The organism is Streptomyces viridochromogenes, from assembly GCF_001270495.1.
Lineage (GTDB): Bacteria > Actinomycetota > Actinomycetes > Streptomycetales > Streptomycetaceae > Streptomyces > Streptomyces viridochromogenes_A.
The window spans coordinates 13,841-30,227 of the sequence record NZ_LGUR01000215.1 but is presented as its reverse complement, the minus strand read 5'-3'; the positions used below and the strand labels follow the sequence as shown (position 1 = coordinate 30,227).

The 16,387-nt window shown below is 70.2% G+C and carries 15 protein-coding genes; 3 read left to right on the top strand and 12 right to left on the bottom strand.

Going from position 1 to position 16,387, the window contains the following annotated elements; genetic code table 11:
• Nucleotides 1-13: 13 nt before the first annotated feature.
• Nucleotides 14-439 (bottom strand): hypothetical protein, encoded by a 426-nt coding sequence (locus ADK36_RS28615; protein WP_159391212.1) that lies wholly within the window; start codon nt 437-439, stop codon nt 14-16.
• A gap of 553 nt (nt 440-992) precedes the next feature.
• On the opposite strand from ADK36_RS28615, the gene ADK36_RS28610 reads away from it, so the two are divergent.
• Nucleotides 993-2,669, top strand: coding sequence for a trypsin-like serine peptidase (locus ADK36_RS28610; protein ID WP_053084746.1), 1,677 nt, complete (start codon nt 993-995; stop codon nt 2,667-2,669).
• 86 nt (nt 2,670-2,755) lie between these two features.
• On the opposite strand, the gene ADK36_RS28605 is transcribed toward ADK36_RS28610, so the two are convergent.
• Together ADK36_RS28605 and ADK36_RS49070 are read right to left on the bottom strand one after the other, a co-directional pair.
• Entirely contained in the window at nt 2,756-4,192 is a 1,437-nt protein-coding gene (locus ADK36_RS28605) for a M1 family metallopeptidase (protein ID WP_048585043.1), read from the bottom strand.
• Nucleotides 4,193-4,641: 449 nt separating this feature from the next.
• Nucleotides 4,642-4,800: a hypothetical protein gene (locus ADK36_RS49070; RefSeq protein WP_159029277.1), complete on the bottom strand. Its 159-nt coding sequence runs from the start codon at nt 4,798-4,800 to the stop codon at nt 4,642-4,644.
• A gap of 251 nt (nt 4,801-5,051) precedes the next feature.
• Between ADK36_RS49070 and ADK36_RS28595 the strand changes: the two genes are divergently transcribed.
• Both ADK36_RS28595 and ADK36_RS28590 read left to right on the top strand, forming a co-directional pair.
• A complete protein-coding gene (locus tag ADK36_RS28595; RefSeq protein ID WP_048585045.1) occupies nt 5,052-6,347 on the top strand; it encodes a phosphatase PAP2 family protein in 1,296 nt (431 codons plus the stop codon).
• A 153-nt stretch (nt 6,348-6,500) separates the two neighbouring features.
• On the top strand, nt 6,501-7,274 hold the full coding sequence (locus ADK36_RS28590) for a polysaccharide deacetylase family protein (protein ID WP_048585075.1): 774 nt from the start codon (nt 6,501-6,503) through the stop codon (nt 7,272-7,274).
• 16 nt (nt 7,275-7,290) lie between these two features.
• Here the strand turns inward: ADK36_RS28590 and ADK36_RS28585 are convergent, their stop codons facing one another.
• The 9 genes from ADK36_RS28585 to ADK36_RS28545 form a co-directional block, all read right to left on the bottom strand.
• A complete protein-coding gene (locus ADK36_RS28585) occupies nt 7,291-8,370 on the bottom strand; it encodes a sensor histidine kinase (protein WP_048585046.1) in 1,080 nt (359 codons plus the stop codon).
• Entirely contained in the window at nt 8,363-9,058 is a 696-nt protein-coding gene (locus ADK36_RS28580) for a response regulator transcription factor (RefSeq protein WP_048585047.1), read from the bottom strand. The genes ADK36_RS28585 and ADK36_RS28580 overlap by 8 nt, the downstream gene beginning before the upstream one ends.
• 67 nt (nt 9,059-9,125) lie before the next feature.
• Nucleotides 9,126-9,830 (bottom strand): VanZ family protein, encoded by a 705-nt coding sequence (locus ADK36_RS28575; protein ID WP_048585048.1) that lies wholly within the window; start codon nt 9,828-9,830, stop codon nt 9,126-9,128.
• Nucleotides 9,831-9,916: 86 nt separating this feature from the next.
• Complete coding sequence (locus ADK36_RS28570) at nt 9,917-10,492, bottom strand: dihydrofolate reductase family protein (RefSeq protein WP_048585049.1); 576 nt, start codon at nt 10,490-10,492, stop codon at nt 9,917-9,919.
• A gap of 105 nt (nt 10,493-10,597) precedes the next feature.
• The gene (locus tag ADK36_RS28565) at nt 10,598-11,203 is read right to left on the bottom strand and encodes a hypothetical protein (RefSeq protein ID WP_048585050.1); all 606 of its coding nucleotides are present in this window, start codon (nt 11,201-11,203) and stop codon (nt 10,598-10,600) included.
• Nucleotides 11,200-12,675 carry a sensor histidine kinase gene (locus ADK36_RS28560; RefSeq protein ID WP_199830265.1) on the bottom strand — a complete coding sequence of 492 codons (1,476 nt, stop codon included), beginning with the start codon at nt 12,673-12,675 and terminating at the stop codon, nt 11,200-11,202. The genes ADK36_RS28565 and ADK36_RS28560 overlap by 4 nt, the downstream gene beginning before the upstream one ends.
• Nucleotides 12,672-13,355, bottom strand: a complete 684-nt coding sequence (locus ADK36_RS28555; protein WP_048585052.1) for a response regulator transcription factor — start codon at nt 13,353-13,355, stop codon at nt 12,672-12,674. The genes ADK36_RS28560 and ADK36_RS28555 overlap by 4 nt, the downstream gene beginning before the upstream one ends.
• 23 nt (nt 13,356-13,378) lie before the next feature.
• A complete protein-coding gene (gene murJ / locus ADK36_RS28550) occupies nt 13,379-15,016 on the bottom strand; it encodes a murein biosynthesis integral membrane protein MurJ (RefSeq protein WP_048585053.1) in 1,638 nt (545 codons plus the stop codon).
• Complete coding sequence (locus ADK36_RS28545) at nt 15,013-16,209, bottom strand: lipid II:glycine glycyltransferase FemX (protein ID WP_048585054.1); 1,197 nt, start codon at nt 16,207-16,209, stop codon at nt 15,013-15,015. Before ADK36_RS28545 ends, murJ begins: the two co-directional genes overlap by 4 nt.
• Nucleotides 16,210-16,387 lie beyond the last annotated feature (178 nt).

Sequence of the window (16,387 nt, the reverse complement as noted above, 5' to 3'; positions counted from 1 at the left end):
TGCCGTCCGCGACTCACTGGCTTCGCGACGCCTCATCCAGAGCCCTCCGGCGCCGCAGGCGCAGCAGTACCCCGCCCGCTGTCAGGGTCGCCGCGGCACCCGACGCGATGCCGAGTGCCAAGCCGCCGCCGAAGCGCGGGCCGTCGTTTGAGGCCGGGGGCTTGTCCGGGGCCGAGACCTTTACCTTTCCGTGTAGGACGATCGCGGGGTAGTCGCAGAGATAGTCGCGGTCCTCTTCCGTCACGCAGTCGGCGTCCTTGTGGCGCAGCGTGAACGTCACGGGATACGTGCCGGGCTTCACGTTCTCTCTGATCCGGCCCGCGCCCACCCAGGCGCTCTTGGTGTCGCCCAGGGTGGTGTCGTCGGTCAGCGCCGGGCTGGAGACCTCCACCGCCGTGGGGTGGGGATTGCCAGGGCGTTCCTTGACCGTGAGTTCCACCGCCTCGCCGGGTTCTGCCGGACCGCTGACGGAGACGTATCCCCGTCCAGGGAACGGGAGTGGAGCGGCGTAAGCCGCCCCGGCGTGCCCAAGCAGGAGCAGCGGCACGGCAATTGCGGCAAGCCCGCTGTACGCGGACGAGCGTGTGAACTGGATCATATGCGCTGTCCCCCGCATGAAGTGGTCATACGATCATGGCCGACCTTGACGCACTCACGCCAGGCGGCGTGACGCGCGTCTCAATAAATCTGGGGGATTGACCATGAAGTTGCGCAGAGCGCTGAGTGCTGCGGCGGGGGCCGCGGCACTCGTTCTGCTGCCGGGCTTTCCGGCGTACGCAGACCCGAGCGCTCCATCTCCCTCGGGGAATCCCACCCTGGGGGCCGCCACTCCGGGCAATGCCAGCCCGGGCACCGCCAGCCCGACGAATGCCATCCCGGGCACCGCCAGCCCAAGCACCGCCACCCCAGGTACCGCCACCCCGGGTACCGCCAGCCCGACGAATGCCACCCCGGGCTCCCCGGCGGAACAGCCTTCCCTTCCGTCGGCCCCCGTGCCGGCGGGCGGGGACGACGATGCTCGCGGATTCACACCGGCCGACGCCGACAGCTACTGGACTCCGGAGCGTATGCGGGCCGCGAAGCCCGTCCAGGAGCAGGAGGCCAAGCGGTTTCCCTCTCCGGCCAGGACGCCCCGCTCCCCCAGCAAGCCGTTCGAAGGGCTGCCCGTCGTCGGCACCTTCTTCTGGAACGACGGCACCGACACCGGCCGCTTCTGTGGTGGCACGGTCGTCAAGAGCCCCGGCAAGAACATCGTGATGAGCGCCGGTCACTGCTTCGACGACCAGGACGCGCGCAAGAACCTCACGTTCGTCCCGCAGTACGACGACGGCAGGAAGCCGCACGGCGCCTTCACCGTCAAGCCCGGGCGGATCTACGTCGACAAGCGGTACCTGGCCAAGGGCCCGGACGCAGCGGCCGACCTCGACTTCAACTTCCTGCAGATCGAGCCGCGCGGCGGCAAGAACGTCGAGGACGTCGTCGGCGGGGCCGAGTTGATGATCAATGCCGGGTACGCCCACGACCCGGTCCGCCTCATCGGCTACCCGGCCAACCAGAAGCGCCCGCTGGACTGCACGGACAAGACCGTCCGCTACAACAGCACCGACCCGAAGATCCCGGGCAGTTTCCTGCGTATCGCGTGCGACAAGTACTCCGGCGGCGCGTCCGGCGGGCCGTTCCTCGTCAAGCGAGGCGGCGGCTGGGGCCTCATCGGAGTCATCGGCGGCTGGAAGACCGGCGGTGACAAGGACGACATCTCCTACAGCTCCTATCTCGACGCCGACGCCAAGGCGCTCTACGACGACGCGGTCAACAACCGTCAGCCGGCCGGCCGTGGCGTCCTGGGCAAGGCCGAGACCTGGAAGCACGCCGAGGTCATGGCCGGGGGCTACTTCACCGACGGCAATCCCGGATCGTGGGACTACTCCGACCTGATCGTGCGCTGGTCCGACGGCGAGGTGACCCTGTACCGCGGAGCCGGTGAGGACGGCGACAACTTCGACAAGGAGTTTCGTCTCACCGGGCCCAACGGCACCTGGAAGCACGCCGAGACCATCGCGGCGGGCGACTTCTCCGGTGCCGACACGGACGACCTGATCGTCCGCTGGACCGACGGCGAGCTGACGCTCTATCCCGACGTCGACGAGAGGGGCTTTCACGGCGAGGTCCAGTTGCAGAAGCCCAACGCCCTGTGGAAGCACGCCGTTTCCATCACCGGTGGCCGCTACACGAGCAACAACAAGTGGACCGACGACCTCCTGGTCCGCTGGAGCGACGGTGAAGTCACCCTGTACACCGACGTCAACCGCGACGGCTTCCACGGCGAGAAGAAGCTCGCCGCGCCCAACGGCACCTGGAAGCACGCCGCGACGCTCACGTCGGGCGACTTCACCGGCAACGACCAGCACGACCTCATGGTGCGCTGGACGGACGGCGAACTGACCCTCTACAAGGACCTCGACCAGAACGGCTTCCACGGCGAGATCCAGGTCAAGAAGCCCAACCGGCTCTGGACCCACGCCACCATCCTGGGCGCCGGCGACTACACGGAGAACCGCCACCCCGACGACTTCCTGGTGCGGTGGTCCGACGGTGAGGTCTCCATGTACCCGGACGCCGACGAGACCGGCCTGAACCGCGAGATCACGCTGGTGTACCCGCCCGCGTAGGGCCGTCCTTCATCCGGACAGGACCGGGCAGGACAGGAGCGGACAGGAGAAGGGCTCTTCCCTCGGCGGAAGAGCCCTTCTACGGCCTACGGCTTCTTCTTGTCGAAGAGCCAGACGTCGAAGAGGTTCGTCAGGTCCTTCCCGGACTTGCCCTCGCACAGCGCGATGAACTGTCCGGTGTCGGCGTTGCCGTGCCGGTGCTGCCGGGTCCAGGTGCGGAGGATGTCGAAGAAGGTCCCGTCGCCGACGGCCTCACGCACCTTGTGCACGACCATGGCGCCGCGTCCGTAGACGGGCGGGTCGGAGACGCGTGCCGCGCTGGGAGGATCGGCCGGCGGGAAGGCCCAGATGCCCTCGCTCTCGGAATCCTTGCCGTCGTAGAAGTCCTCGAAGATCTCGTCGGTTTTCCTGCCGCCCCGCTCCTCCTCCCAGAGCCACTCCGCGTAGGTGGCCATGCCCTCGCTGAGCCAGATGTCCTTCCACTGGCGCGGGGTGACGGAATTGCCGAACCACTGGTGGGCCAGTTCGTGCACGAGCAGCGTCTCGTCCGGTGCCTCATCGAAGTAGGGCTTGGTCTGGGTCTCCAGGGCGTAGCCGAGCTCGGGCACGTGGTCGACGACGGCGCCTGTGGAGGAGAAGGGGTAGGGGCCGAAGCGGTCGCTCGCCCAGCCGACGATCTCGGGGACCAGCTCCTTCACGTCCGCGGCGTTCTCGGACTCGTCTGGGTCGACGGCGACGTAGACGGGCAGGTCGTCGTCGGTCCGGCCCTTGTGGACCTCGAAGTAGCCGACGGCGAGTTGGGCGAGGTAGCCGGCCATGGGCTCTTCGGTGCGCCAGTGCCGGGTCACTGTCTCCCCGTTGTCCTCTTCGGTGGTCAGCTCGCCGTTGCTGACCACGTCGTACGGGTCGCCGTCCGCGTCCTTGGGCACGGTGACCGTGATGTCGTACGTGGCCTTGTCCGAGGGGTGGTGGTTGCCCGGGAACCAGGTCATGGAACCGGCGGGCTGGCCGAGGGCGGTCGAGCCGTCGTCGGTCTCGATCCAGCCCTCCAGGCTTCCGTCGTCGTCCTCGATCGTGCGGGGGGTGCCGTCGTAGGTGACGACTGTCCGGAACGTGTCGCCTTCCTCGACCGGTTTCGCCGGTGTCACCTGCAACTCGTCCTTCTCCCGCGTGTATCGGGCCGTCGCGCCCTGCACGGTGGCCCGGCGTACGCGCAGCCCTGACAGGTCGAGGTTGAAGCGGCTCAGGTCCTGGGTGGCGCGCGCCGTGATGACGGCTGTGCCCTTCAGCCGGTTGGTCTCGGGCACGTAATCCAGGGTCAGTCCGTAATGCGCCACGTCGTAGCCGCCGTTGCCGAGTGCGGGAAACAGCCGGTCACCCACCCCGGCCGCGCCGGGCTTGAAGGCCGCGGCAGCGCCGTTCCCCGACGCGGAACCGGTGCAGGAGGTCGTCATGGCCAGGAGGAGGGCGGCAGCCGGAACCCAGCGGGACTGTCGGACCGACACCGCTGCATGAGGGTTCATCTCGTGTCTCCAATCGTTCGGGGAACGCGAGACGTCAGAAACCCTGGATTGCCTCCTGGTTGCCTCAAGGTCGGTAAAGGTTTCTTTACGCGTCTTCCGGCTGACACGGTCACAACCATGATCAATGATGGTTGAGAGCGCGGGCCGCACTGACCACCGGCCTTTCGCTCCGAACGGGGAGAGTACGGCCGGCCCGCCGAGAGCGACTGCTGCGGAATGGGATCGCCAATTATCGCGTCACCAACGCATGTTGATGTCCAGGCGCGGGGGTTCTTGAATTCTGAAGGCCCTGGATTTCTTACTGGAGGGGAAATGAAGAAATACGTCACCGCGGGAGCCTCTTTGGCGATGGCCGTCGTCGCCGCACTCGGCGCCGCCCAGGCGTCTCACGCGGCGGATGCCCGGCCCTACACATGCACCAAATCCACCCATTCATCCGGCGGGAAGCACTACGGGAAGGTGCGCTGCACCGGAGGGACGTCGGCGGTGATGCGCCATAAGGCCATGGTGAACTGCCGGGCGAGCGACGGCCGGACGTGGGTGGCCGAAGGCCCGTTCGTGTACAGGGACCACACCTCTACCGCCACGTGCGGTACGGCCAAGGTCACATTCGTCACCTGGATCAGCCGCCCCCGGGGTTAGATCCGATAACATGTTCGACCTAACGATGACCACAACGACCACGACGCTCTCGACGACCACCCTCCGCCCTACACCAGAAGACCATGCCGTCCAGCGTGAAAAGTGGCCTGGTTGACCAAATAGCAAATCGGCCAGGCAATTGATACCTAAACCGTCGCGGTTGTTCGCGCGAAGAGACGAAGGAACGGCGCCCGCCGGATGGCGTCAACCACAGGCGATGCTGTGGGCCACGGCGGGCGTGGTGGCACTCGGCTTCCTCATCACGCTGGAGATCGTCGCGCGTCGCTGCGGCGCACCGGGGCCGTTGACCACACAGGCGAAAGACCTGGTGTTCGCCCCCAAGCCGGGACCGTTGTACGCCGGTATGGCGTTGATGATGGTGGTGCTCACCTGGCGGCAACGGTTCATCGCGGTCGGTGTCGCGATCGGCATCGACAGCGTCTTCGCACTGGGACGGTGGGCGGTCGACGCCAAGGTGCCCGACGGCTACTTCCTCGGCAGCGGCGCGTTGTGGGTGATGCTGGGGTGCGCGGTCATCGCTGTCACGCGCCGCACCGGCCGCGAGCGTGTCCTGCTGCTGAAGGGCGTCGGGCTGGGCCTGCTCCTCGTGGCCGGCCGTAGGATCGGCGACACCTGGCTGCTCATCACCTCGAAGACCCGCCCGACGGTGCTCGACCCCTACGTGGCAACCGCCGACCAGGCACTGGGCAACCCGTCATGGCTGGCAGGCCGGATCCTCACGGCCACCGGCCCGATCGGCACCCATGTCATCGGCTACGTCTACGCTCAGCTCGCGGTGGCGGCGGTCGTCGTCGCGGTGTACCAGCTGCGCAACGTGGCGGCCGAGCGCCGCTTCCCGCGCCAACACCTGGTGCACACCTTCCTGGTCATCGGCCTCCTCGGACCGGCCTTCTACATGATCTTCCCGGTGGTCGGCCCGGTCTTCGCCTACGGCCCGGGCGCCTCCGGAACCGGCGGCGTGCAGTGGGCGCTGGCCGACCTGTGGCCTCACACACCACCGCCGATCAGTACCCCGCACCCGATGCCGTACGACGGGATCACCCCCCGCAACTGCATGCCCAGCCTGCACACGGCGTGGGCCACCGCGATCTTCATCCACACCCGCAAGGGCCCACGGCTTCTGCGATACGCGGGCACGTTCTGGCTGATCGCCACGCTCGCCGCGACACTCGGATTCGGCTACCACTACGGCGTGGATCTCCTGGCCGGCGTCGTCTTCGCGCTCACGATCGAGGCAGCACTGCGCTCGCACGAACGCGGCTGGGATCGGACAGGAATCCAGCTGGTCGCCTACGGCACATTCGTCTTCGCCTCGCTTTTGGTGAGTTATCGCTATGCGCCGATGGAAATGGCCGCACATCCGCGGGTTTTCGGACCACTTCTCGTTCTGGCGATGACCTCAGTGATCTACGGCTATGTACGCGTCACCAAACTCTGGGAACCTAAGGGCGCACCGGCGCGGCAGCCGGAAGCGCGACCCGAACTGGTTTAGGACCCGGCCGATGCTCGCCGAGTTGTCCGCGAACTCCCCCGGGATTGTCCGTGATCGGTAACGGACGCATCCGGTGACCGCCGTCCCTCGTCCTGCCAGGTGGTCGCGAGGCGACCGGGGATCGGTGCGGAACTGCGCGAAGGCGGGGCGGACATGGCACGGCACGGCGGCGGTCGGGGCTGGTACGGCAAGGTGGTCGGGGCGGCGCTCGGGGTGACGGTGCTCGCCGCGGGTGCCGCGATGTGGACCGCGCAGGCCGGTGCCGTGGGCGGCTCGGCACCGAAGGCGACCGCGTCGGCCACACCGGGCGGTGCCGTCAAGCCGGTCGAGGTGAGCATCGTGCACGCGTCGGACACGGGGGCGCGCGGCGTCAACATCACCATCGACGACGGGCCCGACCCCGTGTGGACCCCGCAAGTGCTGGACGTACTGCGGGAGTACGGGGTGAAGGCCACGTTCTGCATGGTGGGGACGCAGGCCCAGGCCCACCCGGACCTCGTGAAGAAGGTGGTCGCGGCCGGGCACCGGCTGTGCGACCACTCGGTGTCGCACGACACCACCATGGACAAGCAGTCCCGGGCCTACCAGTCCCAGCAGATCCTCGACGCCGAGCGGATGATCACCAAGGCGTCCGGGGGCGTACGGCCGATGTACTACCGGGCGCCCGGCGGGGCGTTCACCCCCTACAGTCGCACGCTCGCCGCCTCCCGGGGCATGCGCCCGCTGGGCTGGAACGTGGACACCAAGGACTTCGAGCGGCCGGGCACGAACGCCATCGTCGCCACCGTCGAGCGGGAACTGCCGAACGGGCCGACGCTCCTCTTCCACGACGCGGGAGGCGACCGCTCCCAGACCGTCGAAGCCCTGCGCCTGCTCCTGCCCCGGCTCAAGGATCAGGGCTACTCCTTCGGCTTCCCGGTGCGCTGATCCCCGGACAGCACACCTAGGGCGTGCAGGGAAGCCGGACCGTGGCGAGGAGGCCGCCGGTGGGGCAGGGGGCGAGGTCGAGGGTTCCGTCGTGGGCGCGGACGATGCTGTGCACGATGGCGAGGCCGAGACCGACGCCGGCGTGCTCGTCGGTGCGTACGCGTTCCGTTCCGCGCTGGAAGGGTTCGGTGAGGGTCGGCACCAGTTCCGGCGGGAGCGGATGGCCCGTGTTCTCGACCCGCACCACGGTCACGTCGCCCCGCGCTTCGGTGCGGACGGTCACGGTGCCGCCTGCGGGAAGGTTGTGGACGATGGCGTTCTGGACGAGGTTCGTCACCATCCGCAGCAGGAGTCCCGCGGAGCCGCTGGTCGGTGTCGCCCCACCGGTGACGTCGAGCGTGATCCCGCGCTGCTCGGCGAGGGGGAGCAGGGTTTCGGCGGCCTCCTCGGCGACGAGGGAGAGGTCGACGCTCTCGCGGGTGAAGTTCCCGCGCTCGCTGCGGCTGAGCAGCAGAAGGGCCTCGGTGAGGTCGATCGCGCGCGCGTTGACGGCCTGGAGGCGTTCGAGGAGTTCGTCTCGGTTCCGTGTGGGGTCCCTGCGGGCGACGTCGAGCAGCGTCTGCGAGATGGCCAGCGGGGTGCGCAGTTCGTGGGAGGCGTTCGCGGCGAACCTCCGCTGCTCGGCGACGTGCGAGTCGAGCTCTTCGAGCATGGTGTCGAACGCGTCGGCGAGTTCACGGAATTCGTCCCGGCGGCCTTCCATGCGGATCCGGTGGGACAGCGATCCGTTCCCGGCCAGCCGTGCCGCGGCGGTGATCCGGGTGAGCGGTGCGAGCATCCGTCCGGCGAGGATCCATCCCCCGACGAGGCCGAACACGAGCAGGAAGGCCATCGCCAGGGCCGCGGCCGGGGCGAAGGTGCGTACCAGGAGGTAGCGGTTGGGTGAGATGCCGAGCAGGCCCTGGGAGTTGTCGGGTACGTAACGCAGCAGGAACACCCACACCACCGCCAGCAGCAGCGCACCCGCGACAGCGAGGAACCCGGCGTAGCTGAGGGTGAGTTTCAGTCGGGCGCTGAGCCCTGGGCGTCTACGCATGCGTACGGCCGGGGCGGGTGGCGTCGGGGCCGTTGTCGATGCGGTAGCCGACGCCCGGCACCGTGGCGATGACCCATGGTTCGCCGAGCCGTTTGCGCAACGCGGAGACGGTGATGCGGACGGCGTTGGTGAAGGGGTCGGCGTTCTCGTCCCAGGCCCGTTCCAGCAGTTCCTCGGTGCTGACGACCCCGCCTTCGGCGGCGACCAGGACTTCGAGCACGGCGAACTGTTTGCGGGTGAGCGCGACATAACGTCCGTCGCGGAAGACCTCCCGGCGGAAGGGGTCGAGGCGCAGGCCCGCGATCTCACGCACCGGGGGCCGGGCGTACGCGCGTCTGCGGTCGAGCGCCCTCAGCCGCAGGACGAGTTCCCGCAGCTCGAACGGTTTCGTGAGGTAGTCGTCGGCGCCGAGCCCGAACCCGGACGCCTTGTCGTCGATCCGGTCGGCGGCGGTGAGCATGAGGATCGGGATGCCACTGCCGGAGGCCACGATGCGCCGGGCGACCTCGTCGCCGGAGGGGCCGGGGATGTCGCGGTCGAGGACGGCGAGGTCGTAGGAGTTGACGCTGAGCAGTTCCAGGGCCGAGTCGCCGTCGCCCGCGATGTCGGCGGCGATCGCCTCCAGCCGCAGCCCGTCACGGACGGCTTCGGCCAGGTAGGGCTCGTCCTCCACGATCAGTACGCGCATGCCTGAAGCCTAAGCAGCACGGCATATCGCCGACGTCTGCAAGGCGCCCGCCCACCGGACACACCGCTCAGCCCGCCGAGGCCAGCGCGGGGCGCGGCCGGTCGGACGGCGCTTTTGCCGTGGTGCGCCACCAGCGGCGCGACGCCAGCGCGGCCAGCACGGCGCCCACGGCGTTGACCAGTACGTCGTCCACGGAGGACACCCGGTCGAGCCGCAGGACGTACTGTGCGGTCTCGACCAGGACCGAGCAGCCCGCCCCGAGCGCCAGGATCCGCGGCACGGACGCCAGCGCCGCGCACCGCATCGGGGCGAAGAACCCCAGCGCCGCGAAGACCAGCAGGTTGCCGACGATGCCGAGCGGCCCCATCGTGACCAGGTCCCGCAGCGGTACCAGGCTCACCCGGGCGGGGGCGGTGCCGGGCGCCGCGCCCGGCATCATGGTCATCCACAGGAACGGCACCGTCCCGTGGACCATGCCCACCTCGGCCAGCGACATCCGCCACGCCGATGTGACGCCGGCACGACGCCGACGGCGCGCCAGAGCCCACGCCACCAGCGCGGCCAACGGCAGCGCGACCAACGTCATGAGCACGACCCCGTTGAACGTACCGAAGCAGCCCTGCCACTGCCCGGACACGCACATCGGAGCGGCCATCAGGAGCGGCCCCCGCACGACGAACACGGCGCCCGCCAGGCCGAGAAGCGCCAGGCCGAGGAGCGCGATCCTGCGGGTGCGGCGGGGCGGTGCTGACGGGGATGCGCTGTTGTCCATGCCCCTATGGGAGACCGAGGACCGTTGCGGCGGCGTAAGCGGTTTTCGATACGCCCGCGATACACGTCATACGCCCGCGATACACGTCAATGGAGCGTGGGGCGGTAGACGAGCTCCTGGATGCGACCGTCGAGTGTCCGGCTCTCGACCAGCTCCAGGTCGAAGTCGGCCGCACTCCGGAAGATCGGGTCCAGCCCGGTCTGTCCGGTGATGACGGGGAAGAGCGTCACCTGGAGGCGGTCGACCAGCCCGGCGGCCATCAGCGCCCGGTTCATCGACAGGCTGCCGTGCGAGCGCAACGGCACCTCGGACTCCTCCTTGAGCCGGGCGACGACGTCGACGGCGTCACCGCTCATGACGGTCGCGTCCGGCCAGTCGAGGGGGCCTTCCAGGGTCGTCGACACCACCGTCGCCGGCAGGCTCCTCATCCGGGTGACCCAGGGGTCACGTACGTCGGACTCCTCGGTGCTCGACGCGAGCATCCGCGCGAACGCCCGATACGTGTTGGCCCCGAAGACCATCCGCTGCTCCGCGTCGTACAGGGCAAGGCGGTGGTCGAGCAGCTCGGGGCCCTGCTTGCCCCAGTAGCCGGTCCAGTCGCCACCGGCGGCGCCGTAGCCGTCGAGGCTGGAAAAGACGTCGAAGGTGTAGGTGGCGGTCATGGCGTTCTCCTCGCGTGCGGGCGATCGGTTCGGTACGGACTGGCGGTCTCCTCCGGATGGGCTTCGCCGACCGTCACACCTGTAGACCCGGCACGCTTCAGAAACTCATCGTTCCCCGAGGGCGAGTCCACAGGTGCCGGACCTCGATGTGCCGTCCAGTCCCGTCAGTTCCACGACGACCTGGCCGTCGGCGTCCTGGCTGTAGGCGATCGTGCAGGTCAGCTGGCGCAGAGCCGTCCTGTCCAGTCCCTCCAGGGCGAGGGGCAGGCGGGCCGTGACCGTGCCGTCCGGGGAGCGCTCGACCTCTACGGCCCGGCCGGGGCGGGCGGCGGGCAGGGAGGTGCTCAGGCCGGCGGCGCGGTCGTCCTCGCCCGGACCGTTGAGCAGCGCCGCGACGACCTTCTCCGTCGGCACCGGACCGTCCGTTTCGGGGAGGTCCTGCTCCCCGGAGCCCGACGCGCCGGATCCCTCACCGAACCCGGCCGCGGGCTCGGTCGTGCGGATCACGGGGCTCAGCCCTCCGTCGGGGGAACGGAAGAAGAGCAGCATGTCGTGGTCGCGGTTGAGGAAGGCCTGGAAGCTGGCGGGACCGCCCGCCTCGATGGGGTCGGTCTCCTGGATACCGCAGCCACCGAGCAGCGGTACGGCCGCCGCGAAGGCGACGGCACCGACGACGGCCGCCGCACCTCGGCGCGTCCGCGCACGCCTCATCCGCCGGCCTCCTCCGCGTGACGCGGTATCTCCACGGTGAAGACGGCGCCGCCCCCGGGCAGGTTCCCCGCGCGGATCGTTCCGTTGTGCAGCTTCACGTTCTCCAGGGTGATCGCCAGTCCCAGGCCGCTGCCCGCCGAGCGGGTGCGGGCCGCGTCGGCCTTGTAGAAGCGGTCGAAGATGTGCGGGAGCGATTCGGGGCGGATGCCGGGGCCGCTGTCCCTGACCTCGGTGATCAGCACGGGCGGGGAGGCGGAGCGGGTCTCGGCGCGCAGGCTCACCGTGACGGGTGCGCTGCCGTGCCGCAGGGCGTTGCCCACGAGGTTGGCGATCACCAGGTCGAAGCGGCGCGGGTCGAGCCGGGCCCGGATGCCGTCGGGGAGTTCGGTGCGGACCCGGTCGTCGCTCCAGTGCCGGTTGTGGAGGGTCTTGCGGATGGCCTCGGCCACGTCGACCTCGTCGGCGTTCAGCTCGGCCGCGCGGGCGTCGAAGCGGGAGATCTCCATCAGGTCCTCGACCAGCACGGCGAGCTTTCCGGTCTCGGCGCTGACCAGCCGGACCGCCCGTGCGGTGTCGGCGTCCAGGTGATCGGCGTCCTCGTCGAGGACCTCGGTGACGGCGAGCATTCCGGCCAGCGGGGTGCGCAGCTCGTGGGAGACGTCGGAGGCGAAGCGGCGGGCGCGGGCCTCGGCCTCGCGCAGTTCCCGTACGGACTGTTCGAGTTGGCCCGCGGACTCGTTGAAGGTGCGTGCCAGGTCCGCCAGTTCGTCGCTGCCGCGCACCGGAATCCGGGTGTCGAGCCGGCCGCTGCCCATGCTCTGCGCGGCTTGGCGCAGTTCCCGCACCGGCCGCAGCACGCTGCGTGCGGCGATCAGGCCCGGTATCAGCGCGACGGCCAGGCCGGGCAGGGCGCCGTCCCGGGCGGCCATGAGGAGGGCGTCGACGTTGAGCTGCTCGTCGGTCATCCGCATGACGGCGTAGAGGACGAGTCCGCTGGGCAGCAGGCTGTCCGGGCTCGCCTTGAAGACCATGGGCATGGCGATGGTCAGGTAGGGCACGCCGTCCTTGACGACCCGCTCGAAGCTGCCGTGGGGGTTGGCCCGCGCGGCGCGGCGCAGTTCGGGTGTGATGACGGTGGAGACGGGGTTCTCGCCCGAGGAGGCGCGCACCGAACCGTATTCGGCGAACACCACCCAGGGGTGCGGCTTGCCCTTGCGGGCGATGTCCCGCAGGACGAACTCCAGGTCCTCCCCTCCCTGCAAGGGCAGCCCGAAGCCCGTCTGCTGGACCTGGTCGCGGAACGACGTGACCGCCGTGTCCTGGGCGGTCTGCAGCACCGCGTTGCGGGCCTCACGGTAGGTCAGCGCGGCCGTCGTGCCGGCGCTGACACCGGCGACCAGCAGGAAGGCGAGCAGCAGCCGCGTCCGCAGCCCGAACGCCCTGAACCGCGACCGCCGGGGGCCGGTGGTCACAGCGGCCCGAAGCGGTAGCCGAAGCCCCGCAGGGTCTGGACGTAGCGGGGGCTGCCGGCCTCGTCCTCGATCTTGCCGCGCAGCCGTGCGACGCAGGCGTCGACCAGTCGGGCGTCGGCGTGGTAGCTGTGATCCCAGACGTGCTCAAGGAGTTGCTGCCTGCTGAACACCTGCTCAGGGGCGGCGCAGAGGTGCAGCAGGAGCTTGAGCTCCGAAGGGGCGAGCGCGAGCGGCCGGCCCGCCTTGGTGACGGTCAGTCCGACCCGGTCGACGGTGAGTTCGCCGTAGACCTCGATGGCCTGCCGGCCCGCGCCGCCGTCGTCGAGGCGGCGCAGTACGGCACGGATCCGGGCCTCGATCACCTCGGTGCGGGCGGGCTTGACGATGTAGTCGTCGGCACCGGCCTCCAGGCCGATGACCACGTCGAAGTCGTCGCCGCGCGCGGTGAGCATGATGATCGGCAGCTGGCTGCGCTCGCGGACCCGGCGGCAGACCTGTACGCCGTTCATGCCGGGCAGCATCAGGTCCAGCAGCAGCAGATCGGGGCGGAACTCGGTCATGGCGGCGAGACCGGCCTCGCCGGTCGCGGCCGCCCGTACCTCGTGGCCGCGGCGGCGCAGACCGAGTTCGACCCCCTCGCGTACGGCAGGGTCGTCCTCGATGAGGAGCACGCGGGACATCGGCGGTTCTCCCTCGGTGGTGGTCAGGTCCGGGTCCGGGCCAGGCGCCGGCGCAGACCGGCGAGCAGCGCGTCCAGTTCGGCCAGCCGCAGCGGACGGGCGAGCAGGGCGAAGGTGAGGACGACGACGGCCACGCCGGCAACGGTGGAGACCACCGCGCCCGCCGGTGCGGTTCCCAGGACCGCGAGGTGGCCGAGCGCGGTGGCGGGGACGGCGGCCAGCAGCAGCCGTGCGTGGGCGCCGACGGCGGACGAGCGCAGGGGTCGTGCGACGGCGAGCCGGCGGCTCAGCACCCGCCCGGTCACCGCCCAGCCCACGCACAGCGCCAGCGAGTACGCCGCCGCGATGCCCGTCACGGCCCAGCGCGCCGGCAGCAGCTGCGCGGCGGCCACGGACAGGCCCGCGTTGAGGGCGACGATCACGAGGTTGAGCAGGAACGGCGTACGGGTGTCGGAGAGCGCGTAGAAGGCGCGGGACAGGACGTACTGGCCCGACAGGGCGATCAGTCCCGGCGCGAAGGCCATCAGGATCCCGGCCATGGCGGCCGTGTCGGCGGCGCTGGTCCTGCCGTGTCCGAAGACGAGGGCCATCACCGGCTGGGCGAGGGCGAGCAGCATGCAGGCGGCGGGGACGACGGCGGACGCGCAGGTGCGCAGGGCGTGGGAGACGTCGCGCCGCAGGGTGGCGGTGTCCCCGTCGGCGGCGGCCGCACTCATCCGGGGCATCAGCGCGGTCACCACGGAGACGGTGATGATGCCGTGCGGTACGACCCACAGGGCATAGGCGTTGTTGTACGCGCCGTATCCGGGGCCGCCGTCGAGGCCCGCGGTGGTGGCGAGCCGGGTGGTGACCCAGTAGGCGGCCTGGTTGGCCAGGACCAGCAGCACCAGCCAGCCGGCCGCGCGCAGGGGGCGGGTCAGTCCGCTGCCGCGCCAGTCGAAGCGGGGCCGCCAGCGGAAGCGGGCCGCGCGCAGCGCGGGGACGAGGGCGAGTGCCTGGGCGGCGATACCGGCGGTCGTGCCCCAGCCGAGCACGGCGGTCTCGGTCGCGGTGAGGGTGTCCCCGCCGCCCATGGCCAGCGCCAGGTACAGGCCGAACACGGCCATGACGACGAGGTTGTTGAGGACCGGCGCCCACATCATCGCGCCGAACCGGCCGCTCGCGTTGAGCACCTGCCCGAGCAGCGTGAAGAGCCCGAGGAAGAAGATCTGGGGCAGGCAGTAGCGGGCGAGCGCGGTGGTCATGGCCGCCTGGTCGCCGGTGTAGTCGGTGTACACGTCGACGATCGCGGGGGCCGCCCACACCGCGGTCGCGGTGATCGCCAGCAGGGCGGCGACGCAGACGGTGACGAGCCGGTCGGTGTACGCGGCACCGCCGTCGTCGTGCTCCTTGGCGGCCTTGACCAGCTCGGGCACGAAGACGGCGTTGAGCGCGCCGCCGAGGAGCAGGACGTAGACGATGGTGGGCAGGGCGTTGCCGACCGCGTAGCCGTCGGGGACCGGCCCGATGGTGCCCAGCGCCGCCGCGACCACGGCGGAGCGGGCGAAACCGGTGGCCCGGGAGACGACGGATCCGGCGGCCATGACGGCGCTGCCGCGTGCCGCGGAGGAGGCCGGAGAGGCCGCCTTGGTCGTCTGCGTCTGCTTCTGCGTCTGCTTCATCGGCGGTTCAGGTACGCCTGGAAGGCGCGGTAAAGCGTGTGGTTGGCGCTGCCGCCCAAGGGTCTCTCCCATTCCCCCAACGTCTCGACGACCTGCCCTCCGGTGCCGAGCTTCCACCGCAGCAGTCCGTACGCACGTTCCCCAGGATCGAGAGTGGAGGGTACCCCGCGCATGTCGTAGACGTCGGCGCCGAGGGCGTGGGCGTCCTGGAGCATCCGCCACTGGAGGGCGTTGGAGGGGCGGACCTCGCGGCGGTGGTCGGCCGAGGCGCCGGTCTGGTACCAGGCCCGGCGGCCCACGGTGATCATGGTGTGGGCGGCGAGTATCTCTCCTCGGTGCCGGGCGAGGTAGAGCTTCATCCGGCCCGGATCCTCGGCGTTGAGCGCCGCGTACTGACGCTCGTAGTAGGCGAGCGAGCGGCCGAGCCGGAACCCGTCACGGCGCTCGGTGATGCCCAACAGCCGGTAGAAATCCGGGAGTTCGGCCGCACTGCCCACCACCACTTCCACGCCCTCCTTCTGGGCCCGGCGGACATTGCGCCGCCACTCCTGGTTGAGCCCGGACCACAGGTCCTCGGTGGTGCGTCCGGCGAGCGGCACATGGAAGACGTGCCGGGGCTGGGCGTCCCCGTCCTCGCCGGTGCCGTCACCTCCGCAGCGGCGCCAGCCCCGGGCCCGCAGCCGCTCGGCGACGGCGGCGCCGAGCGGGTCGACCTCGCTGGCGAGGACGTCACCCAGGCGGCGGCCCGGACCGGTGAGCGGCTTGAGCAGGGCGGCGTCCCAGCGCCGGTAGGCGGGCGACGGGCCGATGCGCACGGCGAAGGCGCCCGCGCGGCGCAGGTGTTCCAGGAGGGGACCGAGCCAGCCGTCGACGTCCGGGTCGCTCCAGTCGGCGACGGGCCCTTCGGGAAGGTAGGCGAAGTACCTGCGGGTGCCGGGGAACTGCCGCAGCAGCACCAGGGCCACGCCCGTCAGTTCGCCTGCCTCCGGATCCGCTCCCCAGCCGAGCAGTTGAGCGCGCCAGCCCTCCTTGACGTCGGCCCAGGAGGGGAGTTGCAGAAAACCGGCGCCGAGCGCCGCGCCGGCGTGGGACGCGAGGAAGGCGCGGTAGGTCTCCGCGGGGATGGTTCGCAGGACCACGTCCCCGTTCCGTGCCCGGGGCACACGGCTGGGCGGCACGAGCAGCGCTGACACAGTCTGGACCTCTCCTTCTCCCCGGGCCTGTCGCGGGGACACAAAGGAGGTTCACAGCGGCCCATGACCGCTCCGTCCGGCGAATGTGACCGGACCATGACCGTTCCGCACCAGACGCCGTCACCTTGCCCTATAGCGGCTGACCTCGGGTTTTCCGGCTCTACAGTCACGACATCCA

Bases quoted from the DNA above. Each gene is read 5' to 3' on its own strand.
- ADK36_RS28575 (WP_048585048.1), bottom strand. From the start codon at position 9,830: ATGGACAACAGCGCATCCCCGTCAGCACCGCCCCGCCGCACCCGCAGG.
- ADK36_RS28605 (WP_048585043.1), bottom strand. From the start codon at position 4,192: ATGAACCCTCATGCAGCGGTGTCGGTCCGACAGTCCCGCTGGGTTCCG.
- ADK36_RS28555 (WP_048585052.1), bottom strand. From the start codon at position 13,355: ATGTCCCGCGTGCTCCTCATCGAGGACGACCCTGCCGTACGCGAGGGG.
- ADK36_RS28565 (WP_048585050.1), bottom strand. From the start codon at position 11,203: ATGAGGCGTGCGCGGACGCGCCGAGGTGCGGCGGCCGTCGTCGGTGCC.
- ADK36_RS28570 (WP_048585049.1), bottom strand. From the start codon at position 10,492: ATGACCGCCACCTACACCTTCGACGTCTTTTCCAGCCTCGACGGCTAC.
- ADK36_RS28580 (WP_048585047.1), bottom strand. From the start codon at position 9,058: ATGCGCGTACTGATCGTGGAGGACGAGCCCTACCTGGCCGAAGCCGTC.
- murJ (WP_048585053.1), bottom strand. From the start codon at position 15,016: ATGAAGCAGACGCAGAAGCAGACGCAGACGACCAAGGCGGCCTCTCCG.
- ADK36_RS28595 (WP_048585045.1), top strand. From the start codon at position 5,052: ATGCTGTGGGCCACGGCGGGCGTGGTGGCACTCGGCTTCCTCATCACG.
- ADK36_RS28585 (WP_048585046.1), bottom strand. From the start codon at position 8,370: ATGCGTAGACGCCCAGGGCTCAGCGCCCGACTGAAACTCACCCTCAGC.
- ADK36_RS28590 (WP_048585075.1), top strand. From the start codon at position 6,501: ATGGCACGGCACGGCGGCGGTCGGGGCTGGTACGGCAAGGTGGTCGGG.